At 58.8% G+C, this 26,251-nt stretch carries 27 protein-coding genes; 14 read left to right on the forward strand and 13 right to left on the reverse strand.

The window, feature by feature from the left end:
* Window positions 1-55 precede the first annotated feature (55 nt).
* On the forward strand, window positions 56-1,327 hold the full coding sequence (locus J2W17_RS09160; protein ID WP_307332644.1) for an epoxide hydrolase family protein: 1,272 nt from the start codon (window positions 56-58) through the stop codon (window positions 1,325-1,327).
* Window positions 1,328-1,698: 371 nt separating this feature from the next.
* On the opposite strand, the gene J2W17_RS09165 is transcribed toward J2W17_RS09160, so the two are convergent.
* From J2W17_RS09165 to J2W17_RS09175, 3 genes are all read right to left on the reverse strand, one after another.
* Window positions 1,699-2,757 (reverse strand): NAD(P)H-dependent flavin oxidoreductase, encoded by a 1,059-nt coding sequence (locus tag J2W17_RS09165; RefSeq protein WP_307332648.1) that lies wholly within the window; start codon window positions 2,755-2,757, stop codon window positions 1,699-1,701.
* A gap of 53 nt (window positions 2,758-2,810) precedes the next feature.
* On the reverse strand, window positions 2,811-3,200 hold the full coding sequence (locus tag J2W17_RS09170; RefSeq protein ID WP_307332651.1) for a tautomerase family protein: 390 nt from the start codon (window positions 3,198-3,200) through the stop codon (window positions 2,811-2,813).
* Window positions 3,201-3,326: 126 nt separating this feature from the next.
* On the reverse strand, window positions 3,327-3,527 hold the full coding sequence (locus tag J2W17_RS09175; protein WP_307332654.1) for a hypothetical protein: 201 nt from the start codon (window positions 3,525-3,527) through the stop codon (window positions 3,327-3,329).
* 679 nt (window positions 3,528-4,206) lie between these two features.
* Between J2W17_RS09175 and J2W17_RS09180 the strand changes: the two genes are divergently transcribed.
* From J2W17_RS09180 to J2W17_RS09195, 4 genes are read left to right on the forward strand one after another with little or no spacing between them, the layout of a single operon-like run.
* Window positions 4,207-5,229: a zinc-dependent alcohol dehydrogenase gene (locus tag J2W17_RS09180; protein WP_307332659.1), complete on the forward strand. Its 1,023-nt coding sequence runs from the start codon at window positions 4,207-4,209 to the stop codon at window positions 5,227-5,229.
* A gap of 36 nt (window positions 5,230-5,265) precedes the next feature.
* Window positions 5,266-5,940, forward strand: a complete 675-nt coding sequence (locus J2W17_RS09185) for a dihydrofolate reductase family protein (RefSeq protein WP_307332662.1) — start codon at window positions 5,266-5,268, stop codon at window positions 5,938-5,940.
* Complete coding sequence (locus tag J2W17_RS09190) at window positions 5,940-6,596, forward strand: HAD family hydrolase (protein ID WP_307332665.1); 657 nt, start codon at window positions 5,940-5,942, stop codon at window positions 6,594-6,596. Before J2W17_RS09185 ends, J2W17_RS09190 begins: the two co-directional genes overlap by 1 nt.
* Before the next feature lie 2 nt (window positions 6,597-6,598).
* On the forward strand, window positions 6,599-7,201 hold the full coding sequence (locus J2W17_RS09195; protein WP_307332668.1) for a DUF1349 domain-containing protein: 603 nt from the start codon (window positions 6,599-6,601) through the stop codon (window positions 7,199-7,201).
* A gap of 65 nt (window positions 7,202-7,266) precedes the next feature.
* On the opposite strand, the gene J2W17_RS09200 is transcribed toward J2W17_RS09195, so the two are convergent.
* Window positions 7,267-7,965, reverse strand: a complete 699-nt coding sequence (locus tag J2W17_RS09200; RefSeq protein ID WP_307332671.1) for an MOSC domain-containing protein — start codon at window positions 7,963-7,965, stop codon at window positions 7,267-7,269.
* 116 nt (window positions 7,966-8,081) lie between these two features.
* Here J2W17_RS09200 and J2W17_RS09205 point away from each other — a divergent pair, with 116 nt between their 5' ends.
* Window positions 8,082-8,969, forward strand: coding sequence for a LysR family transcriptional regulator (locus J2W17_RS09205; protein WP_307332674.1), 888 nt, complete (start codon window positions 8,082-8,084; stop codon window positions 8,967-8,969).
* A gap of 343 nt (window positions 8,970-9,312) precedes the next feature.
* On the opposite strand, the gene J2W17_RS09210 is transcribed toward J2W17_RS09205, so the two are convergent.
* Genes J2W17_RS09210 through J2W17_RS09225 form a run of 4 tightly spaced genes read right to left on the reverse strand, consistent with a single transcriptional unit; the run spans window position 9,313 to window position 12,910 of the window.
* Window positions 9,313-10,317 (reverse strand): NAD(P)H-dependent flavin oxidoreductase, encoded by a 1,005-nt coding sequence (locus J2W17_RS09210; protein WP_307332678.1) that lies wholly within the window; start codon window positions 10,315-10,317, stop codon window positions 9,313-9,315.
* A 3-nt stretch (window positions 10,318-10,320) separates the two neighbouring features.
* Entirely contained in the window at window positions 10,321-10,875 is a 555-nt protein-coding gene (locus tag J2W17_RS09215; protein ID WP_307332681.1) for a cytochrome b, read from the reverse strand.
* Between the two features lie 50 nt (window positions 10,876-10,925).
* Entirely contained in the window at window positions 10,926-12,599 is a 1,674-nt protein-coding gene (gene actP, locus J2W17_RS09220) for a cation/acetate symporter ActP (RefSeq protein WP_307332685.1), read from the reverse strand.
* A complete protein-coding gene (locus J2W17_RS09225; protein WP_307332688.1) occupies window positions 12,596-12,910 on the reverse strand; it encodes a DUF485 domain-containing protein in 315 nt (104 codons plus the stop codon). Before J2W17_RS09225 ends, actP begins: the two co-directional genes overlap by 4 nt.
* A gap of 261 nt (window positions 12,911-13,171) precedes the next feature.
* On the opposite strand from J2W17_RS09225, the gene J2W17_RS09230 reads away from it, so the two are divergent.
* Window positions 13,172-14,071, forward strand: coding sequence for a LysR family transcriptional regulator (locus J2W17_RS09230; RefSeq protein WP_307332690.1), 900 nt, complete (start codon window positions 13,172-13,174; stop codon window positions 14,069-14,071).
* A gap of 5 nt (window positions 14,072-14,076) precedes the next feature.
* On the opposite strand, the gene J2W17_RS09235 is transcribed toward J2W17_RS09230, so the two are convergent.
* The 3 genes from J2W17_RS09235 to J2W17_RS09245 all read right to left on the reverse strand — a co-directional run bounded on the left by J2W17_RS09235 (window position 14,077) and on the right by J2W17_RS09245 (window position 17,188).
* Window positions 14,077-15,315 carry an MFS transporter gene (locus J2W17_RS09235; protein ID WP_307333329.1) on the reverse strand — a complete coding sequence of 413 codons (1,239 nt, stop codon included), beginning with the start codon at window positions 15,313-15,315 and terminating at the stop codon, window positions 14,077-14,079.
* Window positions 15,316-15,331: 16 nt separating this feature from the next.
* Entirely contained in the window at window positions 15,332-16,540 is a 1,209-nt protein-coding gene (locus tag J2W17_RS09240) for a YbfB/YjiJ family MFS transporter (RefSeq protein WP_307332693.1), read from the reverse strand.
* Window positions 16,541-16,672: 132 nt separating this feature from the next.
* A complete protein-coding gene (locus J2W17_RS09245) occupies window positions 16,673-17,188 on the reverse strand; it encodes a winged helix-turn-helix transcriptional regulator (RefSeq protein WP_307332696.1) in 516 nt (171 codons plus the stop codon).
* Window positions 17,189-17,287: 99 nt separating this feature from the next.
* On the opposite strand from J2W17_RS09245, the gene J2W17_RS09250 reads away from it, so the two are divergent.
* The 6 genes from J2W17_RS09250 to J2W17_RS09275 all read left to right on the forward strand — a co-directional run bounded on the left by J2W17_RS09250 (window position 17,288) and on the right by J2W17_RS09275 (window position 22,925).
* Window positions 17,288-17,917, forward strand: coding sequence for an isochorismatase family cysteine hydrolase (locus J2W17_RS09250; protein WP_307332699.1), 630 nt, complete (start codon window positions 17,288-17,290; stop codon window positions 17,915-17,917).
* 4 nt (window positions 17,918-17,921) lie between these two features.
* A complete protein-coding gene (locus J2W17_RS09255) occupies window positions 17,922-19,502 on the forward strand; it encodes an aldehyde dehydrogenase (NADP(+)) (RefSeq protein ID WP_307332702.1) in 1,581 nt (526 codons plus the stop codon).
* 269 nt (window positions 19,503-19,771) lie between these two features.
* Window positions 19,772-21,112 (forward strand): M15 family metallopeptidase, encoded by a 1,341-nt coding sequence (locus tag J2W17_RS09260; RefSeq protein ID WP_307332706.1) that lies wholly within the window; start codon window positions 19,772-19,774, stop codon window positions 21,110-21,112.
* A gap of 220 nt (window positions 21,113-21,332) precedes the next feature.
* The gene (locus tag J2W17_RS09265) at window positions 21,333-21,785 is read left to right on the forward strand and encodes an Ohr family peroxiredoxin (protein WP_307332709.1); all 453 of its coding nucleotides are present in this window, start codon (window positions 21,333-21,335) and stop codon (window positions 21,783-21,785) included.
* A gap of 109 nt (window positions 21,786-21,894) precedes the next feature.
* Complete coding sequence (locus tag J2W17_RS09270; RefSeq protein WP_307332712.1) at window positions 21,895-22,335, forward strand: Ohr family peroxiredoxin; 441 nt, start codon at window positions 21,895-21,897, stop codon at window positions 22,333-22,335.
* A 131-nt stretch (window positions 22,336-22,466) separates the two neighbouring features.
* On the forward strand, window positions 22,467-22,925 hold the full coding sequence (locus J2W17_RS09275; protein ID WP_307332716.1) for a MarR family winged helix-turn-helix transcriptional regulator: 459 nt from the start codon (window positions 22,467-22,469) through the stop codon (window positions 22,923-22,925).
* A gap of 8 nt (window positions 22,926-22,933) precedes the next feature.
* Here J2W17_RS09275 and J2W17_RS09280 read toward each other — a convergent pair whose 3' ends face one another.
* Both J2W17_RS09280 and J2W17_RS09285 read right to left on the reverse strand, forming a co-directional pair.
* On the reverse strand, window positions 22,934-23,878 hold the full coding sequence (locus J2W17_RS09280; RefSeq protein ID WP_307332719.1) for an aldo/keto reductase: 945 nt from the start codon (window positions 23,876-23,878) through the stop codon (window positions 22,934-22,936).
* The gene (locus tag J2W17_RS09285) at window positions 23,865-25,151 is read right to left on the reverse strand and encodes an NTP/NDP exchange transporter (protein WP_307332722.1); all 1,287 of its coding nucleotides are present in this window, start codon (window positions 25,149-25,151) and stop codon (window positions 23,865-23,867) included. The genes J2W17_RS09280 and J2W17_RS09285 overlap by 14 nt, the downstream gene beginning before the upstream one ends.
* A gap of 86 nt (window positions 25,152-25,237) precedes the next feature.
* Here J2W17_RS09285 and J2W17_RS09290 point away from each other — a divergent pair, with 86 nt between their 5' ends.
* Window positions 25,238-26,026, forward strand: coding sequence for an alpha/beta hydrolase (locus tag J2W17_RS09290; protein ID WP_307332725.1), 789 nt, complete (start codon window positions 25,238-25,240; stop codon window positions 26,024-26,026).
* Window positions 26,027-26,251: the final 225 nt, after the last annotated feature.

A 26,251-nucleotide genomic window follows, 5' to 3' on the forward strand; every position in this document is an offset into this window, starting at 1 on the left:
CTACATTAGAATTGAGCACGGCATCACTCATACGCCCTCAACCGAGGAAGTGAAGATGAAGCACCTATTCGCGGTCGTCCTGGCAGCCTTCTCGCTTTTCATTTCGCCCCACGCCAGCACAGCGCCCACCGCCAACCCAGACGCGATCCGCCCCTTCCTGGTAGCCGTTTCGGATAAGGACCTGACCGACCTGCGCACCCGCCTCCTGGCGACCCGCTGGCCGGACAAGGAAACGGTTGCCGATCGCGCCCAGGGCGCGCAGCTGGCGCAGTTGCAGGAGTTGGTGCGCTACTGGAGCACGGACTACGACTGGCGCAAGGCCGAGGCGCAGCTCAATGCGTTGCCGCAGTACATGACCACCATCGACGGGGTCGATATCCACTTCATCTGGGTGCGCTCGCCCAGTCCAAAAGCTCTGCCAATGATCATGACCCACGGATGGCCGGGCTCGGTGTTCGAGTTCATCGAGGTCGTCGGTCCACTCGCTGACCCGGCCGCGCACGGGGGCAACGCCGCCGATGCGTTCGATCTGGTGATTCCGTCCATTCCGGGCTACGGCTTCTCCGGCAAGCCAGGTGGCGCCGGCTGGGATCCGGACCGCATCGCGCGGGTCTGGGCGCAGTTGATGCAGCGCCTGGGATACACCCACTACGTGGCACAGGGTGGTGACTGGGGTGGCCCCATCACCAGCGCGATGGCAAGGCAAGCACCGCCCGGGTTACGCGGCATTCATCTGAATCTACCGGCGACGATTCCGCCGGAGGCCGGCGCGGCACTGGCGGTCGGCGGGCCGGCGCCGGCGGGGTTCTCCGAAGAAGAACGCGCCGCCTTTGACGCCGTCGCCACCCTGGTCAAACAGGGCAACCTGGCCTACAGCACGATGATGGCCGCGCGGCCGCAAATGATCGGCTATGGCGCGACAGACTCGCCGGTGTTCCTCGCGGCGCTGATGCTGGTGCATCCAGGTTTTGCCAAATGGACGTACGGCGCCGATGCGCGGCAGTCGCCGACCAGGGATCAGGTGCTGGATGACATTACGTTGTACTGGCTGACCAACAGCGGCGCTTCGGCAGCACGGCTCTACTGGGAGAACATGGGCCGCAGCCCGCTTTCTTCGGCCGCGCAGAAAACCACCGAGATCACGCTGCCGGTGGCCGTCACGGTGTTTCCGGATGATGTCTATTACCCGCCGGAAAGCTGGGCCAGGCGCGCCTATGGCAAGTTGATCTACTTCAACCAGGCGAAACAGGGTGGCCACTTCGCGGCCTGGGAACAGCCGCAGTTGTTTACCGAGGAACTGCGCACGGCGTTCCGATCGATGCGTTGAAGCGCGAAAAACCCTATCGGTCTGAGGGTGACGGATGTCAGTGAGTAGCCGGGTCAAGCGCTGGATCAGGCACATTGAGAAAGGCATTCCAGATCTCATAGGCATCGTGATGTCTCTTGGTCGCATCGTCCCACGCCGGCCCTGAAACGCATCTGGATGAAACCAGCACCATCATGCCCATCGTGGCGGCGTCCAGTTCGATCAGTAGAGCGTGGGATTGGGTCCTGAAGTCTTCGACCGATATCATTGCGAGTGCCCCGGGCGGAAATCACCGCCATTGAAAAGCAATTTGCTTATCGAACGGTCGAGTGCGGGGGTCAGGGAAAATTCATCCCACCTGACCGCCGGTATCTTCTGTCAGACCTGGAAATTCATGTATCGAGACAGAATGTCATCTGCGCCGCCAGTAACTTGACTAACGCCGCGGCCGGCATTTCACGGGCCAGGGGTGCGCCCTGCCCGGCCCACTGCACGGCAAAATCGCTGTTGCCGTGGGCGCTGGCTGCTGCATTGAGCGCCTTATTGGCGTCATAGGTGAGCGGATAATCCGGCAGCGCTCCCGTCACCTCCAAGGAGGTGAAATTGCGATTGACCATGCCCCTGGCCGGGCGGCCGGAAATGACGCTGGTGACCTGGGTCTGGTGTGCCCGCGGACCTTTGAGAGCCTCTCGATAAGCGCCGTTGGCGGAAGATTCCGGACAGAGGATAAACGCCGTACCCAACTGCGCGGCACTGGCTCCCAATTGCATCACCGCCTTGATCCCTGCGCCGTCCATGATGCCGCCCGCCGCGATCACTGGCAGGCTGCACTCGGCGTTCAACACACGCACCAGCGCAAAGGTGCCCATTTCAGTGTCCTGCTGTAGGTCGAACACCCCGCGATGTCCACCGGCTTCGTAACCTTGAGCCACCAGTGCATGCACGCCGGCGTGCTCAGCCAACCGCGCTTCGGCCAGGTTGGTCACCGAACACAACAAATTGATGCCAGCAGCCTTGAGCGCATCGATGGCCGGTTGCGGGGGCAAGCCAAAATGGAAGCTCACCACTGCTGGCTTTACTTCCAGCAGCATCTGCAGCATGTCCGGGTCTTCGACGAATGAGGTATAGATCTCACGCAGAGAAGCAGGCGGCTGCGCGCCGAATTCGGCAAAAAACGGGGACAGGTCATTCAGCCATTGCGAGGCCCGAGCTGGGTCATGCACCGCAGGCTGGTGGCAAAACAGATTGACGTTGAAGGGCTTGTCCGTCAGCGCCGCCGTCTCTCGCAGCATCGCCCGCGCCTGTTCGACGTTGCTCGCACCGATGCCGATGGAGCCCAGCGCACCGGCATTGGACACCGCAGCCGCAAGTCTTGGGGTGGAAACTGCGACCATGGGCGATTGAATGATCGGAAGGTCGATGTTCAACAGGGACAGCAGAGGATTGGACATGGCATCACCTTTAAAAAAATGGGCGCGGTTGATTGCAAGCAGGCTGCAGGACCCTAGAGCTCCCCGGTGAGGAATTGCGCCCTGCCACGGCCGAAGGACCAGTCCGCATCGGTATTCTCCACCAGCGAAACGATCAGGTCGTCGGGCGACAGGTCACAGTCGGCTTGCAGCTTTTCGGCGAGCAACCGGTAGAACCTGGCTTTCTGTTGTTCTGAACGCGGCCGTGAAATCACCGTCAGCAAGACGACCTTGGCCGAGCGCGTGTAACCCAGTCCCGTGTCTTGCAGCACCAGCTCCCCCGGACGATGTTGCGTGACGCATTGGTAGCGATCACTGGCAGGCACCTCGAATGCCTGGACCATCGCCTGATGGGCCACATCCAGCAGCGCCTTGAGCTGTGCGTCATTGCGGCCCTGAATGAGGTCGAACTTGAGCAGCGGCATAGCGGTTCACCTTTGCGAAAAAACCGGGAGCGAGAAATTCGCCCCCTGGGAAAAAGGATGGCGTGCAGCCCGTGCCTGCCGCCATCCAACCCGCTCTTCATCCCAAACCTGAAAAAAGCACGATGCCTACCTGGAAGTCGGCATGGCAAATTCGGCGCCTTCGGCCATGCTCTCCCGCCGCGCGTCGACGTCAGCGGCGTTGGCGAGCGCCACCTGGCCAATGATCGAACCGGTGGCGGGATTGGTGACGTTCTGCTTGCGGCTTGAGGTACCTGGTGTTGCGCGGCCGTGAATGTAGCGTGCGATCTCTGCTGGCTGGTTACTCAAGGCGGGTGTCCCCTGGTGGTGGATAAGAGCCATCTCTTGTTGTTGTCAGGAAAGTGCCAGGCGGTGTCGCTGTGCCTTCAGGGGCCAAAGTAAGGTCAGCCATCGGATCATGTAAAATGATGATTTATGATTTTATGAATCACAAATAATGAAGCTACGCTGCAGAGCTTCGAATTAAGGGTTGGCCAATCACTGGGTTGGCGATCAGTCTTTGGGCAGAGGCTAACGGTAACGTTGAGAGGGATCAGTGTGTGCTTTATACGGCGAGCGCTTGCGTGGCCTCCCGGAAAACATCGCACAGTAGATGATGTAGATCGCGCTAACTTAATCCGTTAATGATGCGAATCAGTTGTTACAGGAACCCTTATAAAAAAACCAATGTCATCCTTTAATTGATAGTTAGGCAAAAGCTTAATATAGGCCGCGCCTATTTGACAGGCAACATGAGTTTCAGATCTATCGTTTCCAGATTTGTCGACACAAAGCGTATCAGGATTAATTCAGATGGCTATATTTTCTAGCTGAAATTGGCGCAGAGGTAATTGTACTATGGCTATCACCTCAGCCCTCCGCAGTGATGGCGCGATTAGACTACCGCTGATCGCTTCAGACGCAGCAGAAGATAACGGTCCATATTGACAATATCGTACTAAAAACAAAGTGGAGCCATTGATATCATATGAATGCGATTAGCTTGATAGATAAACAGAGGTTGGACCTCATCGACCACCATTACCTTGAGGTATTTCCTGATGATGGTGTTGAGATCGACATTGTGCTATCAGGCATCTGCGGAACGGACCTGGCCGTGCTGGCGGGGCGTGAAGAGGGGCAAACAGATGTCATTCGCGGTCACGAAGCAGTCGGCATGATCGTCAAAGTAGGAAAGGACGTGACACACCTGCGGACAGGAATGCGGGTGGTGGTGGATCCTAACGAATATTGCGGATCCTGTGAGCCCTGCCGCTCAGCTAAAACGCATCTATGTAACGGTGGTTCAAATTCTGGTCTCGATATCGCAGGCATAAACAAACACGGTGCTTTTGCTGAACGTTTTATTACTCGTGAACGTTTTGTTCACTGCTTGCCAGACGATATGAGCTGGGAAACGGGCGTCCTTATTGAACCCGTTGCTTGCATTTTGAACAATATTGATCAGGCGTCTATTCAGGCAGGAGAGCGAGTATTGCTTCTAGGTTCAGGCCCGATGAGCCTGGTCGCACAGTTGCTTCTGCGCGCAATGGGAGTCACTACACTTGCCACGGATCTGAACCCCTACCGCATCAAATTTGGCCGCTCGCTAGGCTTGGATGTCATGCATGCCGATGAGCTGGAACTACGAATGCAAGATCAAAGCAAGGCTGATGCTGTCATAGACACCGTTGGTAATCAGATAGACACTGCCATTCAATTTGTCCGACGAGGCGGTAGAATTCTCCTTTTCGGATTTAATGGAGATTATCATTACCAACTGCCTGTAAAATATTTTCTCGTCAATGCCATTAGCATCATTGCTGCAGGGGAATACAACCAGCACTTTCCTCGCGCGCTACGCATGGCGGGCATGCTCCCGGAACTTGGAAAACTGGTTACGCAATACTACCCATTAGAAGCATATCCTGCGGCATTCGACAGTCTGTTGAATGATCCGTCCGCCCCCACCATCAAAAGCGTTTTCATGCCAAACCCAAAGTACCTATAAAACCCTAAACACCTACAAACAATGAATGGAATCATAATGAAAGTTACTGTATTTAGTCAGATTTCTATTGATGGGAAATTAACACTAGGCAATGGAGCATCCAGCAAGCCTCTATTTCAACGATTCAACGATGAAGATATGCGCTTTATCCATAAATTTCGCGGTGAAGTAGATGCCATCATGGTTGGTCGCAATACGATTGTCACTGATGACCCACAATTGACGAATCGTTATGAGACCGGGCGTAATCCTGTGCGCATCATTCCAACTACGTCACTGGATTTCCCCGCCTCTGCCAAAATTTTGAGTTCGCCAGAGGAGACCATAATCGCAACGATAGAACAATCCCGCGACCACAAAATGGTTGAACTGATCCGTTCTCGTGGAAAGGAGGTACTTTTTGCCGGAGCAGCATGCGTTGACTTCAAGCTGCTTTTCCCAATACTGGAAGCACGCGGAATAAAACATATTATGGTTGAAGGCGGCGGCCAATTGAACTGGCAGGTATTCAATCTCGATCTGGTTGATGAAATTATTCTAATGCAATTACCCATTATCATTGGTGGTTCAGAGACGACCTCTCTCACTGACGGGGAGGGATATCGAGATATTGAAATGACCAAATCATTCAAGTTACATGCGTTTGAGGCACGCTCCAATTACAACCTACTGCACTTCAAACGCGAATTTGACCATCAGAGTACGCATTGATGCCAGCAATTAATGCTGTTATTTTCGATATGGATGGCGTTCTAATCGACAGCGAACCTCTCTACATGGAAATGGAAAGACATTCTTGCGCGCGTTATGGTGTGTCTCTTGATAAAACAGAGCTGTCACGCTTTGTGGGCACCACGCAGCGTTATATGTGGAGTGCCATAAAAAATGAATACGGACTCACCGAGTCTCTAGACTGTCTTATAATACAGCATCAACGACGATTGATTCATGCGATGTGTTCCGAACCTCTTTCACCAATGCCTGGCACGCAAACACTCCTCACCACTTTAAATGAGGCAGGAATACCCTGTGCAGTCGCATCATCTTCTCCCAGCAAGCTCGTTGAGGTCATTTTGCGTGAAACCGGGTTGCGTCCATTTTTTAATGACGTCATCTGTGGTGATGATGTTAAACACAGCAAACCTGATCCTGAGATCTTTCTCTTGACAGCTAAGCGACTCGACATTGCCCCCAGCTCGTGTTTAGTGATTGAGGATTCAATCCATGGCATTGCTGCTGCAAAAGCCGCCCATATGTTTTGTATCGGCCTGCTTAACCCCAATTCTGGACAGCAGGACCTGAGTGCGGCGGATCTTTGCGTTCACAACCATGATGAAATCAGGCAGTGGCTACTGAAAAATAAATAAACATGAAAAAATTTAATACATCAGAATTAAACTGGATTAACATTCCTGAGCATTCGTCAATCACCGATCACGAGATTGTGATTCACACCTCACCGGATACTGATTTCTGGCGGGGAACCTATTATGGCCTAGAGTACAACAATGCCCCTGGCATTGTTCTCGCCAGTGAAGAACGATTTTGGACAATCAAAGCCAAGGTAGCTTTTAATTCAAAAATATACTTTGATCAGTGTGGCCTGTTCATTTATCAGGATGAAAACAACTGGATGAAAAGTGGCATCGAGTATCAGAGCAATGGCTATCAACAGCTTTTCTCTGTCGTGACAAATAACGGCTTTTCTGATTGGTCCATGACCAACTTTGATCGAGTAACACAGACAATGTATTACCGACTGAGCCGTAGGGGGAGCGACTTTCTACTCGAGAATTCCGCTAATGGTTTATATTTCAGCATGATGCGTATGTTCCATATGTTTCATGCCCAAGACAGTGTTCGTTTCGGGTTCTTTGCCAGTAGTCCAGGCGACTCCTCTTTTGCCGCGCACTTCTCGGAGATTGAATGGACGGAATGCCTCTGGAAAGAGCACAGCTCATCTCGTTTCTAATTACAGTTTTTTATTGGGTTGAGTTGGCGGTCGGCTTCGTGCCGGTTTCCCGGAAAGGCCCTGGTTTATCTCGCTTGGGGCTGTGCATTGTGCTCAGTCCTGAGCGCCTTTTGCAGCCACTTCGCCCGCTCCGACAGGCGTCGCTGCCAGTCTTCAGCCAAGCCATGGGTTGCCGCCAACGCCAGCAGGTCATCGATCACCGGTCGATGCGACAACTGCACCTTCCAGAACTCGTCGATGGAGAAGCGGTCGGTGTGCCGTTCCAGGAGTTCTATCCTGTCACCCATCTTGATGAATCCCGGCTGGATGACCCGGTAATACCAACCGGTGATTCGCTCTTTGGCGACGAACATCGACATCCGCTCGGCATCGAAGCGATGATTGATTTTCCAACATGGACTGCGTGGCTGAGAGACTTGCAACACCGTACTGCCCATCTGGAACACGTCGCCGATGTGTACGTTTTGTTCAGAGAGCGAGCGTGCTGAAATATTCTCTCCCAGGCTGCCGGGAAGCAGCTCCAGGGCGCTGTGTGCAAACGCCTGCGCCAATCGCTCATAGTGCTGCGCCGCATACTGATGCACCGCCTTTTCCGGCCCTCCATGTACCCTGGGATCACCGTGCTGGTCACCGACGATACCGTTCAGTTCGACTCGAGCAGAGCCTGTAATTCTTCGTTTGAAGATGCCCGTACGTTGTCCCTCGGGTTTCAACACCCCAAGGCCGCCGGCAAAGACATGGTCAATGTTTGAAGTCAGTGTCATCGTTCACAACCACGCTTGTCAGTCCTGTTTTGTTCACTTTACTAACCGTTGACAAAGCCAGTAAAATGATGGCTCGTGATTCAATCCATCACTTTTTATGATAGGTGACAATGTTCATGGAAATGCGCCAGCTGAAGATTTTCTGCGCGGTGGCCGAGCTGGGCAGTTTTACCGCCGCCGCGCTCAACGTGAACACCGTGCAGTCCAATGTCACCATGCGTGTGAAGGAGCTGGAAGCCGAGCTCAACCGCGAGCTGTTCATCCGCAAGAAGTCCGGGGTCGTGCTGACTTCGGCGGGCGAAACTTTCCTCGGTTACGCGAGGCGCATCCTGCAGCTCACTGAAGAGAGTCGCAGTGCCTTGATGGACACCGGCAGCCCGACGGGTTTGCTGCGGTTGGGATCGATGGAAACCACGGCCGCCATTCGCTTACCCCAGGTGCTGACCAAGTACCGCGAAAAATTCCCCGACGTGCAGCTGTCGCTCCTCACCGGCACAACGGTGGAGCTGATCAAGGCGATTGAAGCGCATCGACTCGACGGCGCCTTCGTTGGCGGGTTCCACCAGAATTCGGCGCTGGCGCAGGAAGAGGTTTTCCAGGAAGAACTGGTGCTGGTCAGCAGCAGCCATTTCGAATCGCTGGCGGCGCTCATTGATAAAATGCCCCAACAAACCGTACTCGTGTTCCGCACCGGCTGCTTCTATCGCTCGACCCTGGAAAACTGGTTCTACCAGGTCGGGCTGGTGCCTAACCAGATCATGGAACTGGGTACGCTCGACGGTATCCTGTCCTGCGTCGCCGCGGGCATGGGCGTGACCTTGCTGCCCAAGGCCATCGCCGAGAACTGCAGTGTGCGCCACGGTATTCGCTGCCATACATTGCCAGCCGAGTTTGCCAAGGTTTCAACGGTGTTCATTCGCAGGAACGATTCGATGCTGACCTCGGCGATGAGTGCGTTCATTGGATTGGCACAGGAACAGATTGCCCGGCCGGCGAGCCTGTAGAGCCGCCCCCAAAGCGGCTCGATGAACGCGCGCGGTCCCTGTAGGAGCGAGCTTGCTCGCGAAGAACTCAAGAGCGACGCGTTTATTCAGGCATCACGCGTTATCGTTAACGTTCATCGCGAGCAAGCTTGCTCCCATAGAACAACGTGTGGTGTCAGGAAACGCGCGTTATCGTTGACGTCCATCGCGAGCAAGCTTGCTCCTGCAGAACAATGTGTTTAGTCAGGAAACGCGCGTTATCGTTGACGACCATCGCGAGCAAGCTTGCTCCCACAGAACAATGTGTTTAGTCAGGAAACGCGCGTTATCGTTGGCTTCCATTGCGAGCACCTACGGATTTCGCCTAAAGAACGATCCTGCCTTGGGCGGCATAGTTGATGGCACCGCCCTCTGCGGTTTGCAGCCGCATTGTGGTCATTGGCAACCCCAACGCCAGTTCAGCCATGCGTTGCGCAGCCGGCACGATACTGTGGATTTTCCCCACGCCCTGACCCGCGTATAGCGACAGCTTCCTGGCCATGCGCGGTTTGTCGATCGCCCGGGCGCCTCCGCCGATGAAGCGCAGCAGGTTCCATTTGTCGCGATTGGGAATTACCCGGTGCGGCGTGCCGTAGGTCCAGCCGAACGAATAACCCGTGCGGTACTCGGTGTCGTCCGTGGTCGCTTCAACGATTTTCTGCTTGTACAGCGGGTGCGCATTCGACTCGTCGGTGGCAATGAAAGCGGTGCCCACCACCACCCCTGACGCACCCAGCGACATCAACGCACGGACATCGTCGCGGGTGGTGATGCCGCCCGCCGCCAGTACCGGACGCCCCTGGGCGACGGCGATGACCGAAGACAACAACGGCATAATGCCGATTGTGCCGCGGTTCAAGTGACCGCCACTCTCACTGCCTTGCGCCACGATAATGTCAGCCCCCTGAGCGATGGCCTGTTTGGCGAGCGCCACCGAGCCCACTTGCACCATCACCACCAGCCCGGCGTCTTTCGCCCGGGGAATCATGTCGGCGGAATACGCTTCGGCGTAAAACAGCGACAACAGTCGGGGTTTTTCCTTGAGCACCACCTGAAATTGCGCTTCGAATACATCCGGCCCGCCGAACTGCGGCACCAGGTTCACGCCAAAGGGCTGGTCGGTCAGGGTGCGGGTTTCCTGCAGCCATCGACGCAGGGCCAACGGCGGCAGACGCAGGCCACCCATGACCCCCATCCCCCCGGCGTTGGCGACCGCCGCCACCAGTGCCGGGCCGGAAATGGCCGCCATGCCGCCGAGAAAGATCGGGTATTTGACGCCACACAGGCGGGTAATGTCATTACCTGCAAAATCGAATTTGCCTTCGTTCATTGCTCACAACTCCACATGTTTTCCAAGCATCCGCTTGAGCGTGTTGTTCTTCAGGAGAAAGTGATTCTTGACCGCGCCGAAGATATGCAGGGCCAGGCCGGCGAGGAACAACGAGGCACCGATATCAAACAACACATCGACGACCTGTTTCAGCGCCTGGCTGGCAGGCAACAGCGCTGGAATCGAAAAGCCCCAGGGCAGATCCGTGGCTTCTCCGGCGGCGGACCTCGAAGCCCAGACCGCGATCGGCAGCAGCACCATTGCCAGGGCGAGCGCCACCGCCACGGAACGGCTGATGATCACCTCAATCGGATTAGGCGTGCCCACGGGCAGCGGATGGTAAGCCGTGATCCGGGCCCAGAACCGATAGATCGATACCAGGAACAAAACCAGGCCAATCAGGTTTTGCAACCGGGCGAACTCCATCCGCGCCGCCTGATCGGAGGCATGGGTGATAAAACCCTGCAGGCAGAGGATCGAGAGCAGTGAAAACACCACGATCCAGTGCAGCGCAACCGTGATGGGTGAGAATCTCAGGCCATTGTCTCGTAATTGCATGGCTGACTCCTTTTTCAGGACATGGAAAGGACTGGGGTACCCAATGCGCTTTAATGGCTGACAGCCTGGGATGCACCAAGCCCGGTCTGGGCACGGATCAGCTGATCATCGAAACGCGCTCGTTCAAGCGCGGCCGCGCTGCTGCGATCGGTGACCGAGCCCAGCCAGGTGAAGAGGAAGGCCACGTTCATCGAGATGATTGCCGGGTAGTCATAAGGGAAGATCGCGTCGGCGTTGCCCAGCACCTTGACCCACACCGCGGGCGAGAGAATGACCAGGCTGACGGCGCTGATCAGGCCGGCAATGCCACCGATCAGCGCCCCTCGGGTGGTCAGCCCTTTCCAGTACATCGAAAGCACCAGAATCGGGAAATTGACCGAGGCCGCCACACCGAACGTCAGCGCCACCAGGAAGGCGATGTTCTGCTCCTTGAACAAAATACCCAACACCACCGCGACGATGCCGATGCCCACCGACGCGATCCGCGACACCCGCCGCTCGTCCTTGGCATTGGCCTGGTTTTTCCTGAAGACCATGACATAGAGGTCATGGGAAATCGCCGAGGTACCGGCCATGGTCAGTCCGGACACCACGGCCAGGATCGTGGCAAACGCGACGGCGGAGATGAAACCGAGCAGCAAGTCGCCCCCCACGGCCTTGGCCAGGTGCATCACCGGCATATTGCCGCCGCCGATGAGCTTGCCACCCAGAATGCCGGACTCGTAGAAGGCCGGATCCTGCCCGACGATCACGATTGCGGCCAGCCCCAGCACGCCAACGATCAGGTAGAAAAAGCCGATGAAACCGGTGGCGACGAACACCGATTTACGCGCCTGTTTGGCGTCCGCCACGGTAAAGAAGCGCATCAGGATGTGCGGCAACCCCGCAGTGCCGAACACCAGACCCAGTGCCAGCGAGATCAGCGATAGCGGGTCGGCCACCAGCTTGCTGGGCAGCAAGATCCGCTCGCCGTCATGGTGTGCGGCCACCGCTTTCTCGAACAACAGTTCGAAGGAAAAACCGAACTTGCTCAACGCCAGGAATGCCAGCAAGGTGCCGCCCACCAGCAACAGCCCGGCCTTGATGATCTGCACCCAGGTAGTGGCAACCATGCCGCCAAAGGTGACGTAGACCGCCATCAACAGACCGACTGCAATCACCGCATAGTTGTAAGGCAGGCCGAACAACAATTGAATCAACTGCCCCGCCCCCACCATCTGCACTACCAGGTAGAAACAGACCACGGTCAACGAGCCGAAGGCGGTCAGGGTTCGAATCCGGTTTTGATCGAGGCGAAAGGAGGCGATGTCCGAGATGGTGATGCGCCCCAGGTTGCGGATGCGCTCGGCAAACAGGAACAACAGCAAGGGCCAGGCGACAAAGAAGCTGATCGAGTACAGCACGCCATCGAAGCCGTTGAAGAAAATCATGCTGGTGACACCCAGCAGCGCCGCGGCCGACATGTAGTCCCCGGCCAGTGCCAGGCCGTTCTGGAAGCCTGTAATCCCGCCCCCTGCAGTGTAGAAATCCTCCATGGACCTGGTCTTTGACGCGGCCCACCAGGTGATGCCCAGAGTCGTCACCACGAAGATCAGAAACATCGAGATCGCGGTGATGTTCAGGGGCTGTTTTTCGACGTGCTGCAACACATCGGCGGCCACGGCACCGGTGGCGATCGTGCCCAGGAGTGCAGGAACAATGAGGTATTGAACTAATGGTTTCATACGACTGCCCCCGCGCGGATTTCTGCGGTCAGTTCGTCGAACTCGCCATTGGCACGCAGGATGTACACGCCGGTAAACAACCAGGCGCCAATGATGAATGCGACACCCAGGGGCCAACCGATACTGATGATGCTCGTGGTGGAAAGCTTCGTCGCCAGCAGCTGGGGGGCAAACGCGGCGACGAGGATAAACGTGAAGTAAGGCACAAGGGTTGCAGCGGTCAGGCAAGCGACGAATCTTCGCTGCCGTGAGACCAGATCCTTGTACCGGGGGTGGTTGCGAATTCTGGCTGATTCAGATGCGTGATTCACGTTGACTCCGTGGTGCAGTGGGAAATTATTGTTGTTCCACAGCCTCGGATTCGAAAGCTCGACCCGCCACTGGCTGCGGTTTGTTTGCCTGATCAACCTATGCCTGGCAAAGGATCATGTAAAACGATGATTTATGATTCATACGATCTGTTTTGATGAACCTGAAGCACCGCTACGCTTGCCATTGCTCACCAGGAAATCTAATCTCTGAAACTTGGCTTCTTCACATTCTGTAATCAGTTTTTGAGATAGGTGAGTTCGATGGATATTACGGATCTCAAGGTGGTAGATGCGGTGGCACGGCACGGCAGCATGAACAAGGCGGCCAATGAGCTGAATACCGTGCAGTCCAACGTGTCCGCGAGGATTCGCTCACTGGAGGACGAACTCGGTGTGGCGCTGTTCCAGCGCAGTGCCAGGGGGGTTCAGGTCACGCCCGCGGGACGCCGCCTGCTGCCCTTCGCCGCCCGGCTTTCGAAGCTGTTGCAGGATGCTTCCTGCGCCGCGCGCGACGATGGGCAGCCAAACGGTGTGCTCGAGATCGGTACGCTGGAGACCACCTTGGCGTTGCGTTTGCCGCAGCTGATTGCAAAATTTGCCAAGGCCTACCCCGAGGTCCGGCCGGTGGTGCGCACAGGCACCACTTGCAGCCTGATTCAGGCGGTTATCGATTCCCGGCTGGAAGGAGCGTTCGTCGCAGGCCCGGTCAACCATCCGCAATTGCACAGCGAACTGGCGTTCCGCGAAGAATTGGTGCTGGTCACCTCCCCGGCGATTCACAGCCTGGAGGCTGTCGCTGGCATCGACACGCTCAAGACCGTGGTTTTTCGCATTGGCTGCTCTTATCGACAGCGCCTGGATTCCCTGCTGGCCGGCCTGGGAATCCAGGCCCCCGAGCCGCTGGAGTTTGGCTCGATCGACGCCATCATCGCCTGCGTATCCGCCGGAGTCGGGGTCACGCTGTTGCCCCGAGGCGTAGTGGCGAACGCCGTGCGCGAAGGGTTGGTTGCCACGCATGAGATTGCGCCGGAACTCGCCGCCGTGGAGACGGTGTTTGTCAGACGCATCGATGGCTATTTTTCCAGCGCGTTAAGCACGTTTCTGCAGAGCGTTCGCCGGGACGGTGCCGTCGGCCCGGGACCAATGCCCCTGGCGTCATAGCGCGATCAGGTGCTGCCGGCAGCGCATCGGTTTTGCGCGATGACGCGACGTCTCACCCAGGCGTTAACTCCGGCACACAGCACCAACAGCGCGCCGGTGACCAGGAACACCGCGTTCAAACCCACGTAGGCGCCGATCTGGCCACCGATCAATGGCCCGATCACCTGCCCCGAGAACTGCGCCGATTGCAGGTAACCCAGTACTTTGCCTGTGTTGTGCTCTGCGACCGAAAGCCGTATCAGCTTGGCAATCGATGGCAGCAGCCCGGCAATGGTCATGCCCATGACGCCGCGTAACACCGCCAGTTGCCACCATTGCGTGACGAAGGCCTGGGGCACCATGACGATGCCCGTCAACACCAGGCAACCGATGATGACGTTCCAGCCGCCGATGCGGTCGGCCAGCGCCCCCAGTTTGGCGGCAGTCAAGATACTGCCAAGCGCTGACCAGGCCATCACCACGCCCGCCATCCGCGCCTGGTCTTCAACGGCAACGCCAAGGTGGCCGATATAGACAGTGATGATAGGCTCGATCGACATGTTGGCCAGCAGCACCATCATCGCGGTCATCAGCAGCGCGCCAATGACGGGCCAGTTGGAAGTGGCACCTTCGGCTCGGGTGTTGTCGATCCGCCGCCTGCCATCCGAGGCGCGATCGAAATCCTCACGAATGAACAGGATGGTCGTCAGTGCTGCCAGTGCGATCATTCCGGCGCCGACGAAAAACGTGCCACGAATCCCCACCAGCTCCGGCAGAAATCCGCCCACCAGCGGCCCGATCAGATTGCCGGACAAGGCACCCGTGGATAGCACACCCAGCGCCCAACCGGCCTTTTCCCGCGGCACCTGCGACCCGATCATCACGATCGAAGCCGAGGCGTAGCCGCCGATGAGCCCGGCGACCAGGCGCAGCACCACCAGCTCCGTGACGTCGCGCGCCAGCCCGATCATCGACATGACGATGGCCATGCCGATCGCCGCCCGGATCAGCATTGGCTTGCGGCCGTAACGATCGGCCAGGCGACCCCAGATCGGTGCGGTGATTGCCGTGCCAAAAAACGTTGCGCCGAATGCCACCGCCGACCATTGCACCACATCAGCCTGGTTGGCGACGCCGAGTTGTTGGACGTAAAGCGGCAGGAAAGGCAACAACAGGCTCAGGCTGACCAGGGTGGTGAACGAGCCGAACACACATACCGCCAGGTTGCGGCGCCAATAGGCGAGATTGCGCTCGGCATAACTCATGTGAAGAGAAGCTCCGTTATTGGTCATTGGCATACCTGAGCGCTGCGACATCGATGACAAAAGCCAGCACCATCGCCGACGTGCCGATGATGAACAGCACGCCGTAATTGCCCCCGCTGTACGAGAACAGAAACGACAAGCCATAGGCCGCCACCGCCTGGAACAAGGCAAATCCGACCGTGGCTGTTTGCCAGGCCGAACTCTGTTGGGCGGGATGTCTGGCGAGTATCTCGTGAACCCGACCGAGCACCAGCGGCACGGTACCTGTGACAAAGGCGCCGACGACAACGCTGGATATCATCAGCCAGGCGTTGCCGAGTCCGAGGGCCGGTACGGCGACGCTGATGGCCTCAATGATGAAAGACAGGCGCAAGGCGCGGCCGAAGCCGATCCGGTCGGCCAGTACGCCCGCCAGCAGAGGACCGACCGTGGCGCCTATGCCAAACAGCACCCAGTACTGGGCGCCCACCTGCAGGCCCTGACCCATGCCCCGGGCTACGAAATCCACCAGAAAGATCATGTGCGGTACCCAACCGGCCGCGTTGAGTGCGTACTCGACATACAGCGCCTTGAGCCTGCCGTTGGCCGCTGGATGATGGTGATGCGTGGGGTTGGCCGCAGGCGCGGGCTCGCTCGGCCATCCGCGCCAGGCAATCGCGGTCAATACCAGGCATATCAGTCCAAGACCGATCCAGGTTTGCCGCAGGCCCTGTTCAAGCAACAGCGGGACCAGGGTGCCAGAAGCCGCGATGCCGACCCCGACCCCCATGAAAATCACCCCGCCTGCCAGTCCACGCCGGGACGCAGGCACATGCGCCAATACGGTTGGCGCGGCCAGCACCATCAACGCACCACCGGCTGTGCCCGACAGAAAGCGCCAAGCGAAGAACCACGCGAAGGACACACGCCAGGCACAGGCAAAAAACGCCAGGCTTGCCAGCACCATCATTGCCCTTAGGGTAAACGCCGTTGAGGTCCTGGCCGCCATGGAGCGACCGAACATCGCCCCGCAAAGGTAGCCCGCGAGGTTGGCGGCCCCCAGGTAAGCCGCCTTGGAAGGGTCGAACCATTGCGCGCCGATAATGGCCGGGAGCAACGGCGTATAGGCAAATCGTGCCAGGCCGATACCCACCAGACTGGCGCAAAAACCAGCCAGGGTGCCCCACCCTGCGGAGGCTGGCCGCAGCGTGGGTTCGCTGGCGAACGTTGGCTTTACACTGTTCATACCTGCCCTTCTCTTCTTCAGATGGGCAGACAGTACTCGCGAAGCAGCTATCTTAAGAAACGAATAAAACTGATTAGAGCAATCTCTACAGGAGATACCAAGACCCGGTTGCTCGCTCTAGCGCTGGGTCATTCAAACCGAGTCAGAGCCGCGAGTACCCTTGAAGGCTTCACGCCGTGTTTTTCGTTCTGCGGCATAGGCTTCACTGTGCTCGCTAATCAGCTCGCCACGGCGTAATGGCTCGCCGCAATGCTCGCACAGCGGCCCGAGGCCAGCTGGCTGGCCGCACGTTTGATGGGTGTAGCTCACCGCCAGCCCCTCCTCTGGCGACTTGCACCAGGTTTCCCCCCATGCGCGCAGCGCAAGCACTACCGAGTAGAAGGCCTCGCCTTTGGCGCTGAGGTGGTACTCGTAGCGCAGCGGTCGCTCGTTGTAGGGACGGCGTGTGATCAGGCCGTCAGCCTCCATGTTTTTCAGGCGCGCGGCAACCATCTGCGGGGTTCCCCCCGTCTGCGCCTGGATCTCGTCGAAGCGATGACTGCCCATGAACAACTCGCGCAGGACCAGCACGGTCCAGCGGTCGCCCACGATCTCCTCAGCCCTTGAAATCGGGCACAAGGTTGGTGAACGGTCTGGGTTTGCCGACATAAGGACTTGCCTCTTTCAATGTCACTATGATTATCATATCTACAGCGTGCCATGGCAACTCCACGGCACCGGCTACCGAAACCCCTGGAGAATACCGCCATGTCCACAGCCAACTATCCACTCGACAGAACTGCCTACTTGCTGGTCGATCCCTATAACGATTTCCTGTCGGAAGGCGGCAAGGTCTATCCCTTGATCGAGCCGATCGCCACGCAAATCGGCCTGCTCGACAACCTGCGCGCCCTCGATCGTGTAGTCCGTACCCTGGACATTTCGGTGGTCATCGTACCCCACCGCCGCTGGGAACAAGGCGACTACGAGAACTGGGATCATCCAAACCCGACCCAGTGCAAGGTCATGCACATGCACCACTTCGCACGCGGCGAATGGGGTGGCGAATGGCACCCCGATTTCGCGCCCAGGGACGGCGACATCGTGGTCCAGGAGCATTGGGGTTCCAGTGGTTTTGCCAACACCGACCTGGATTTTCGCCTCAAGCAGAAAGGCATCACCCACGTGATCATCGTGGGTCTGCTGGCCAATACCTGCATCGAGGCAACCGCCCGTTACGCGTCCGAGCTCGGCTACCACGTCACGCTGGTGCGTGATGCCACCGCCGCGTTCAAGCCGGAAATGATGCAGGCCGCCCATGAACTCAATGGCCCGACTTTTGCCCACGCCATTGTGACCACCGACGAACTCATCGCCGCCCTGGCACGGCAGGAGTGATCCGATGAAATTGACAGGAGCTCTGATTATCGGCGCCAACGATGTCCCGGCCACCGAGGGCACAATGAAGGCGCTCAATCCAGCCACCCACCAGTTGATCGAGCCGGCGTTCGCCTTGGGCGGCGCGGACCAGGTTGACCAGGCGGCCACACTCGCCGATGAAGCCTTCGATAGTTACAGCCACACCTCGCTCGCTCGCCGCGCGACCTTTCTTGACAGCATCGCCGACAATCTAGACGACGTTCGCCAGGCGCTTGCCGCACGGGCCGCGCTGGAAACGGGCCTGCCTGCCGCCCAGCTTGAAGGCGAGGCGGCAAAAGCCGCGGCCCAGTTCCGCCAGTTCGCCGAGGTCGTGCGCCGAGGCCGCTTCCTCCAGCTGGCCATCGATCCTGCACAACCCGATCGCCAGCCACGCCCGCGCATGGACCATCGATTGCAGAAGATCGCGATCGGTCCGGTGGCCGTTTTTGGTGCCAGCAACTTTCCCATTTCATACTCGGTCGCCGGGGGCGATACCGCTTCGGCCCTGGCGGCGGGCGCTACCGTCATCGTCAAGGCGCACAACGCGCATCCTGGCACATCGAAAATCCAGGCGCGGGCCATCCGCAAGGCCGTGCAAGACAACGGACTGCCCGAGGGCGTGTTCTCGATGATACGCGGCGGCGGCAATGCGATCGGCGAAGCCCTGGTCGATCACCCCCTGATCAAGGCCGTTACCTTCACCGGTTCCGAGCAAGGCGGCATGGCGCTGTATCGTCGGGCGCAGCAACGCCCCGAGCCGATACCGGTGTTTACCGAAATGACCAGCGTCAACCCCACGTTCATCCTCCCGGAGGCATTGGCTGAACGTGGCGGTCAGATCGGTGATGGATTTGTCGAACGCATGCTGGTCAATGTCGGGCAAGCCTGCCTCAAACCTGCCCTCCTGATCGCGATCGAAGGCGCTGGCTTTGACGCGCTGCGGACCGCCATGGTCAAGCGCGTGAGCGAAGCAGCGGCACGGCCCATGTTGACGCCGGGGATTCATGCGGCCTATCTCGACGGGCTCACCGCCATGGAAAACGCCGGAGCCAGTCGCGTCGCCGAAGGCTACGCAGTGAATGCGCTGCTTGATGGCCAATCGGCCTTGCTTGAGGTCGACGGCGCCATTTTCCTGCGCGAAACGGCGTTGGCCGAGGAAGTATTCGGTCCCTGCGCACTGCTGGTGAAGGTCAGGGACGCGGATGAAATGCTGGCGGTCGCGCGCTCCCTGCGGGGTCAGCTCAGTGCCGCCATGCACCTTGAGCACAGCGACCTGCAACTGGCCCGGCGCTTGCTGCCGGTACTGGAACGACGCACCGGACGCATCGTCGTCAACGCCTTCGCCCATCCGCAGGAAGTCACCTTTGCCACAGTTCACGGCGGGCCGTTTCCAGCCTCATCGGACAGTCGCTTCACGTCGGTGGGCATGACGTCCATCGAGCGGTTCCTGCGCCCGGTGTGCTACCAGGGGTTTCCAGATGCTTTACTACCTGAGGCGCTGCGTGAAGGTAACCTGTTGCAACTACCCCGCAGCATGGAGGGGGCTTTTGTAGGAGCGAGCTAGCTCGCGATGGTCTCAAAGGCGACGCGTTAATTCAGGAAAAACGCGTTATCGTTTACGTCCATCGCGAGCAAGCTTGCTCCTACAGCCGCAGCAGCCCGCATCATCGGAGGCATTGAATGCGCCTTGTGTGCCGAGTCATATCCGCGTCTTTCGCGAGGCCATTTCTGCATCTTCCGGGGAATCTGCGCGCAGGCTCATTGCTAGGCTGGATCCTGTGCCTGAGCGTTTTCACATCAGGCATGGCCACCGCGCAATCAAGACCTGAGGACATGGTGTATCTGCGTTCGATCGATCCGACCATCGAGCAGGACATCCGCTATGCCAGCGCTCACAACTTCACCGGGCACCCCCTCGACGGTTACGCCGCGGCGCAGTGCCTGTTGACGCAGGACGCAGCCCAGGCCCTGGCCCGGGTACAAAAAGCACTGCGTGACCAGGGCTATGGTTTGAAGGTGTTCGACTGCTATCGACCCGGCCGTGCGGTTGCCGACATGGGGCGCTTCGCCACAGAGCCGGGTGACCCGCGCAAAGCCGAATTCTATCCGCGCGTAGACAAACAGGACTTCTGGCGCCTGGGTTATGTGGCCCGCGTATCCAATCACTCCCGAGGCTCGACCGTGGACCTGACCCTGACCGGCCCACAGGCACTGCCCGCCGAAATCTGGACGCCAGCCGCCGCGCAAGTGGACTGTACGGCGCCCTACGGCCAGCGCTGGCGGGACGGCGCACTCGACATGGGCACCGGTTACGACTGCTTCGACGAGCGCGCGCACACCGATACGCCGTTGATCAACGCTGATGCGCGGAAAAATCGCCAGCTACTCAGCCGGGCAATGGAGCAGGAAGGGTTTGCCGGGTACGACAAGGAGTGGTGGCACTTCACCTTCGGTGGCGCGGGTCCGCGCAAGGACGTCATGGACTTCACCATTACGCCGCCGCAAGCAAGCCATGTTCTCGACGCGAGTCATCAACTGATAGTGGTTACCAGCAAAAACTGGACTGACACCCAGGGCACTGCCCAGCGCTATGTGCGTCGAGGGTCCACGTTTGAGAAATACGCGAATGCCTTTCCGGTGGTTCTGGGTAAGAGTGGGCTGGCCTGGGGCAAGGGTATTGCAGAAACCGTCGAGCAACGGGAAGGCCCGGTCAAACACGAAGGCGATGGAAAAGCGCCTGCCGGGATATTCAAGCTGGGAACGGCGTTCGGCTACGACAGCACCGCCAGCACCCAACTGCCGTACCTGGCCTTGACCCCGACCATCGAATGCGTGGATGACAGTCAATCCAGGCACTACAACACGCTGGTGGACGGGGCGACAACAGCCAGGGACTGGAACAGTTCCGAACGCATGCGGAGTGACGATGACATGTACCGCCAAGGCATTGTCATCGAGCACAACTCGCCGGCATCCCCCTCCTTGGGCTCGTGCATCTTCTTTCATATCTGGCGAGCGCCCTCCTCGCCGACGCTGGGCTGCACCGCCATGGATCAAACGGATATTTCCCAATTGATGGGCTGGCTGGACCCGCGCCAGTCGCCGCTGCTGATCCAGTTGCCGGAGGCGCAGTACGAGCACTTTCGTGTCGGCTGGAACCTGCCCGAGCGTTGATTATAAGGATTTGCCGCAGAGGACTTTGGCCCGGGCCGATAACGAAGTCGGCACAGTCTGGCAACCCGCACCCCTCTAGATGCCCCACCACTCGTCGGCGAGCCTCCCGGTGAGCGCTTGACTTCGATCGATGGCTGCGCGATTATTATTTCAATCGCATACGATACAAACGTATGCGATGAATAACTCACTTCTTTCACCCTGTAGAGGATTCACCCCCATGAGCAAGATCGAAAAAGTCCTGGCCACCGGCAAAACCCACACCACCGTCAGCGAAGCTGGCCTCACCTCGCGCGGCCATAACGGCAGCCTCGACATTACCCTGTCGAGCCCCGGCAACGCCAAACCAGCCCACGTGTTCGCCGCCACCCAGCCGCACCCGACCGCCGAGCAGCTGTTCGCCGGCGCCTGGTCGGCCTGCTATACCGCCGCCGTCGGGCTGGTAGCCGGTGAGATGAACGTGGTGCTGCCATCTGACCTGTCCGTCGACATCGAAGTCGACCTGGGCCAGACCGGACCGGCCTACTTCCTCCAGGCCCGATTGACCCTGCGCGTGCCGGGTCTGACGCACGATGTCGCGACCCGGCTGGCGCATACCGCCGACCAGATTTGCCCGTACTCCAAGGCGACGCGGGGTAACATTGATGTGGCCCTGAACGTCCTCACGGCATGACCTGCCGTGCGACGTTGATATCGATCGGCAGCTTCGATACGCCATATATATCGCATACGCTTAAAGCGCATACGACCAATGAAATCACCCCTACTATGAGGACTCATCCATGAACAAGATTGAAAAAGTACTGGCGACAGGCAAAACCCACACGACGTTCAGCGACGCTGGCAACTCGTCCCATGGCCTTGATATCCAGCTCTCCTCGCCGGGTAACGCAAAACTGGCGCACGAGTTCACCGCCATCGTGCCGCACCCGACCGCCGAGCAGCTGTTCGCCGGCGCCTGGTCGGCCTGCTACACCGCCGCCGTCGAGCTGGCGGCGAAAAACATGAAGGTGTCGCTGCCGTCCAACCTTGCCGTGATTATCGAGGTCGACCTGGGCCAGACCGGTGCAGCCTACTTCCTCCAGGCGCGCTTGACCCTGCGCGTGCCGGGCCTGACGCAAGACGTCGCGACGGAACTGGCGCACGCCGCCGACCAGATTTGCCCGTACTCGAAGGCAACGCGAGGCAACATCGATGTGGTCATTAACGCCCTGACGGCGTGATCCATCCTGTGACCGGCTCGCCTTCACCGGCGAACCGGTCGCAACCCCAAGTTGATACCATTCCGATAGAATCGCACACGAGGTATATTCAGGTTTTTGCCAGCCACCCGTCGCGGCCAATGAGGATGCACATGAAAACCACCGACAAGAAGGCCCCCGCCAACCCGAAACTCTCCGACTTCCTGTGTTTTGCGGTCTATTCCACCAACCTGGCGTTCGGCAAGGCCTACAAGCCGATTCTCGAGCAGCTTGGGCTGACCTACACGCAATACATCACCATCGTCGCGCTATGGGAACAAGACGACCAGACCGTGGGCAGCCTGGGCGAAAAACTGTTTCTGGAGTCGAACACCCTGACGCCGATCCTGAAGAAGCTCGAGGCGATGGGTTATCTGCAGCGCCAGCGCGATCCCGAGGACGAGCGCCAGGTACGGATCAGCCTGACGAAACAAGGTCGACAGCTGCGCGAAGGCCGCCCGGAACTGGGCCTGTCCGATGCCACCGGGCTGACGCCGGAGGAGTTCATGGACATGCAGAAGGCGGTCGTGACCCTGCGCAACAATCTCATCAAATGGACCAAGGCCGGATAATGCCCCGCCTACCCCACCAGATCGATCAACTGCTCGCGTTGCGCCCCCGTCAGCATCGGGCCAAACCCGGCACCGGCGTTTTCCGCCATGTAGCGCGGGTTGCCCGTCCCTGGAATGACACAGGTCACCGCCGGATGCGCCAGCAAGAACTTGAGTGCCAGTTGCGGCCAGCTGCTGACCTCCACTTGCGCGGCCCATCCTGGTAGCGGCTTGCCCTTCAAGCGTGCGATCAGACCGCCGCCACCGAAGGGTCGATTGCAGATCACCGCCACCCCGCGCTCGCGACACAGCGGCAGCAGGCGTTTCTCCACGCCGCGATCATCCAGGGCATAGTTGATCTGCAGGAAATCCAGCTGTTCGGCCTTAAGCACCGCTTCCACCTCGTCATATGCCGACGCCGTGTAGTGGGTGATGCCGATGTAGCGAATGCGCCCTTCTTCCTTCCATTTGCGCAAGGTCGGCAGGTGGGTTTTCCAGTCCAGCAGGTTGTGGATCTGCATCAGGTCGATGCGGTCGGTCTGTAACAATTTGAAAGACTGTTCCATCTGCTCGATGCCTTCTTCGCGGCCCCGGGTCCAGACCTTGGTGGCCAGGAAGGCCGGCGAGCGCGGCCGGTGGATAGACAGCAATTCACCGGTGGTCTGTTCGGCGCGGCCATACATCGGCGAGCTGTCGACCACCGTGCCGCCTTTCTGGAACAGCGCACTGAGCACCGCGGGCAGATCCTTGTAGGCAGGGTCCGAAGGCGCGACATCGAAGCCGCGATAAGTGCCCAGGCCGACGACGGGCAATGGCTCGGTGCTGGAGGGGATGGCTCGGGTCAGCATGTTCTTGCCTCCTGTTTCCTTCGGCGGCGGGGACGCTGCGAAGGCCGGATCGAAGGTGAAGACCACCGAAGCACCGGCGGCCAGCGTGAGTAGTTGTCGACGGGTATATCCATCAGTGTGGCTCATGGAATGATCCTTCCCCATTTTTGCTTTCAGCCTTTTGCTGTTGCTGCCTGGCCAACCACTGGCATAACCAGCCCCATAACCCGGCAAACGGCACGATCACCAGCGCCACCAGGCCGAACCCGGCGCCCAGCGCCGTCAATCCGGTGGACAACCAGCCACTGGCGGCATCTCCGCCGCGATACACCAGGGTTTCGATGACATTCTTCGCCTTGTATTTTTCCTCCCGGCTGACCACGGTCCACAGCACTTCGCGGGCCGGCCGGACGATGGCGAACTCGACCGCGCGGCGCAACCCCTGTGCCAGGGCAACGGTGGCCGGCACAGGCGCCAGGGCCATGGCGCTGAACGCCACGATCGTCGCCAACGGCAAGGCGGCCAGTGCCCCGCCGACGCCGATCAGACGGATCAACGGCGCCGTCAGCAACAGCTGAAAGATCAGGGTCAATGCCGACACAATCAAATCGACCACGGCGAAAAATTGCGTCCTGCTGGCCACATCAGCATAGCTACCGGCGACGATCCGGCCCTGTTCGAAATACAGCAGGGTCGCGGCGCTGGTGTGCAACAGCATGAACAACACCAGCCCCAGTAGATAGCGCGAGCGCACAATCAGGGTGATGCCGGCGAGCATGCTGCCGCCCATGCGCCGATCATCCAGCAGGCGGCTGCCGGACTGCGAATGCGTGCGGGACAACAACGCCCGATAACAGCGCACCGCGGCTTCCAGCAGCAGCGCTGCCGCAAGGGTCAACGCCACCGGGCCCAGGCGCGTGGCCATGGTCGCGGCCAACAAGGGCCCGATGAAGGTGCCCAGTGTGCCGCCGGCCGCGATGAAGCCGAACAGGCGCCGCCCCTGTTCATTGGAAAAGCGGTCCACCAGCACGCTCCAGAAGATGCTGACGATGAACAGGTTATAAATACTGATCCAGACGAAAAACACCCGCCCTACGCCAACCGGCGCGACGTGATTGGTGATCAAGCCGCCAAACACCAGCATCGACAAGGCGATCAGGCGATAGATCAACGGCACGAAGCGGATGGCCGGCAGCCGCGACACCAGTGCACCGAACAGCGGCACCATCAACAGCATCACCACGAACGTGGCGGTGAACAGCCACTGGAGTTTGTCGGCACCACCCTCCAGCCCCAGGGCATCGCGCAACGGGCGCACCAGGTAGTAGCTGGCGAGCACGCAGAAATGGAAGGCAAAACCCAGCATCAGCGCCGTTCTTTCGGCTGGCCGTACGTCGAGCCACTTCAGGACGATGGGCATGGGAGCCCTCCCCGGTGCGTCCACTGTCGATCGACTACACTCTGAGCGCTATCAGGCGATAGCAGCCTTCAGGCCCAGAGCAGTCAATGCCGCCCACTAACGTTAGCCGAATGTCGCGCATCCTGATGTCTCTCCTCGTCATCGTCGCAGCGTTGTACCTGGTGCTCTGTGTGGCGCTGTTCGTATTCCAGCGCGCGCTCATCTACTTCCCGCAACCGCGCGCCCTCGACGCCTCGGCAGCATTGCTCACCTTGTCGGTCGACGACGCGCAGGTACTGGTCACTGTGCGCCCCCGGGACGGCGCCAAGGCGTTGATCTATTTCGGCGGCAATGCCGAGGACGTGTCCCGCAACTTGCCCGGGTTCGCCCAGGCCTTCCCCGATCATGCGCTGTACCTGATGCACTACCGGGGCTACGGCGGCAGTTCCGGCTCGCCCTGCGAAGAGGCGATCCAGCGCGATGCCGTGGCCCTGTTCGACCAGGTCTATGCCACGCACCCGAATATCGCCGTGGTCGGTCGCAGCCTGGGCTCGGGGGTCGCCGTGCGCCTCGCCAGCCAACGGCCGGCGGCGCGCCTGGTGCTGATCACGCCGTACAACAGCCTCGCAGAACTCGGGGCCAGGCTGTACCCGATGTTTCCGGTGAAGTGGCTGCTCAAGGACAGCTTCGACTCCTGGAAATACGCCGCTCATATCACAGTACCGACGTTGTTGATTGCAGCCGAGCACGACGAAGTGATACCGCGTTCCAGTACCGAGCGCCTCTACCGACACTTCGCCGATGGCGTGGCAACGCTACGGGTCATACCAGGTGTCGGACATAATTCAATTTCCGAACGTCCCGAGTATCTCAAACTGCTAAACAGCGGATTGTGAACATACCCCATCTTTAGATGGAACTTTTCATCATCGCCCAAACAACTTCCAAGACCTGCATCACATACCATGACAATATACAGGCGCCATTCTTATGACCTATTGGCACTGCCTGATAAATTTCGAACGACAAGATTAAACGCGAGAAATTCATCCGAATCGATGAATAGAGGTAAAATATAATATCGTTACAAATCAATGAATAATGTTAATAACCTGCAGTAA

It is taken from the genome of Pseudomonas lini (assembly GCF_030812475.1).
Lineage (GTDB): Bacteria > Pseudomonadota > Gammaproteobacteria > Pseudomonadales > Pseudomonadaceae > Aquipseudomonas > Aquipseudomonas lini_A.

What these genes read in the sequence shown, in the direction of transcription:
- actP (WP_307332685.1), bottom strand. Translation starts at nt 12,599, where the DNA reads ATGAAACCATTAGTTCAATACCTCATTGTTCCTGCACTCCTGGGCACG.
- J2W17_RS09215 (WP_307332681.1), bottom strand. Translation starts at nt 10,875, where the DNA reads ATGCAATTACGAGACAATGGCCTGAGATTCTCACCCATCACGGTTGCG.
- J2W17_RS09250 (WP_307332699.1), top strand. Translation starts at nt 17,288, where the DNA reads ATGTCCACAGCCAACTATCCACTCGACAGAACTGCCTACTTGCTGGTC.
- J2W17_RS09190 (WP_307332665.1), top strand. Translation starts at nt 5,940, where the DNA reads ATGCCAGCAATTAATGCTGTTATTTTCGATATGGATGGCGTTCTAATC.
- J2W17_RS09160 (WP_307332644.1), top strand. Translation starts at nt 56, where the DNA reads ATGAAGCACCTATTCGCGGTCGTCCTGGCAGCCTTCTCGCTTTTCATT.
- J2W17_RS09255 (WP_307332702.1), top strand. Translation starts at nt 17,922, where the DNA reads ATGAAATTGACAGGAGCTCTGATTATCGGCGCCAACGATGTCCCGGCC.
- J2W17_RS09185 (WP_307332662.1), top strand. Translation starts at nt 5,266, where the DNA reads ATGAAAGTTACTGTATTTAGTCAGATTTCTATTGATGGGAAATTAACA.
- J2W17_RS09270 (WP_307332712.1), top strand. Translation starts at nt 21,895, where the DNA reads ATGAACAAGATTGAAAAAGTACTGGCGACAGGCAAAACCCACACGACG.
- J2W17_RS09265 (WP_307332709.1), top strand. Translation starts at nt 21,333, where the DNA reads ATGAGCAAGATCGAAAAAGTCCTGGCCACCGGCAAAACCCACACCACC.
- J2W17_RS09260 (WP_307332706.1), top strand. Translation starts at nt 19,772, where the DNA reads ATGGTGTATCTGCGTTCGATCGATCCGACCATCGAGCAGGACATCCGC.
- J2W17_RS09205 (WP_307332674.1), top strand. Translation starts at nt 8,082, where the DNA reads ATGGAAATGCGCCAGCTGAAGATTTTCTGCGCGGTGGCCGAGCTGGGC.
- J2W17_RS09280 (WP_307332719.1), bottom strand. Translation starts at nt 23,878, where the DNA reads ATGAGCCACACTGATGGATATACCCGTCGACAACTACTCACGCTGGCC.
- J2W17_RS09180 (WP_307332659.1), top strand. Translation starts at nt 4,207, where the DNA reads ATGAATGCGATTAGCTTGATAGATAAACAGAGGTTGGACCTCATCGAC.
- J2W17_RS09240 (WP_307332693.1), bottom strand. Translation starts at nt 16,540, where the DNA reads ATGAACAGTGTAAAGCCAACGTTCGCCAGCGAACCCACGCTGCGGCCA.
- J2W17_RS09195 (WP_307332668.1), top strand. Translation starts at nt 6,599, where the DNA reads ATGAAAAAATTTAATACATCAGAATTAAACTGGATTAACATTCCTGAG.
- J2W17_RS09235 (WP_307333329.1), bottom strand. Translation starts at nt 15,315, where the DNA reads ATGAGTTATGCCGAGCGCAATCTCGCCTATTGGCGCCGCAACCTGGCG.
- J2W17_RS09170 (WP_307332651.1), bottom strand. Translation starts at nt 3,200, where the DNA reads ATGCCGCTGCTCAAGTTCGACCTCATTCAGGGCCGCAATGACGCACAG.
- J2W17_RS09230 (WP_307332690.1), top strand. Translation starts at nt 13,172, where the DNA reads ATGGATATTACGGATCTCAAGGTGGTAGATGCGGTGGCACGGCACGGC.
- J2W17_RS09210 (WP_307332678.1), bottom strand. Translation starts at nt 10,317, where the DNA reads ATGAACGAAGGCAAATTCGATTTTGCAGGTAATGACATTACCCGCCTG.
- J2W17_RS09165 (WP_307332648.1), bottom strand. Translation starts at nt 2,757, where the DNA reads ATGTCCAATCCTCTGCTGTCCCTGTTGAACATCGACCTTCCGATCATT.
- J2W17_RS09285 (WP_307332722.1), bottom strand. Translation starts at nt 25,151, where the DNA reads ATGCCCATCGTCCTGAAGTGGCTCGACGTACGGCCAGCCGAAAGAACG.
- J2W17_RS09245 (WP_307332696.1), bottom strand. Translation starts at nt 17,188, where the DNA reads ATGTCGGCAAACCCAGACCGTTCACCAACCTTGTGCCCGATTTCAAGG.
- J2W17_RS09275 (WP_307332716.1), top strand. Translation starts at nt 22,467, where the DNA reads ATGAAAACCACCGACAAGAAGGCCCCCGCCAACCCGAAACTCTCCGAC.
- J2W17_RS09290 (WP_307332725.1), top strand. Translation starts at nt 25,238, where the DNA reads ATGCCGCCCACTAACGTTAGCCGAATGTCGCGCATCCTGATGTCTCTC.
- J2W17_RS09200 (WP_307332671.1), bottom strand. Translation starts at nt 7,965, where the DNA reads ATGACACTGACTTCAAACATTGACCATGTCTTTGCCGGCGGCCTTGGG.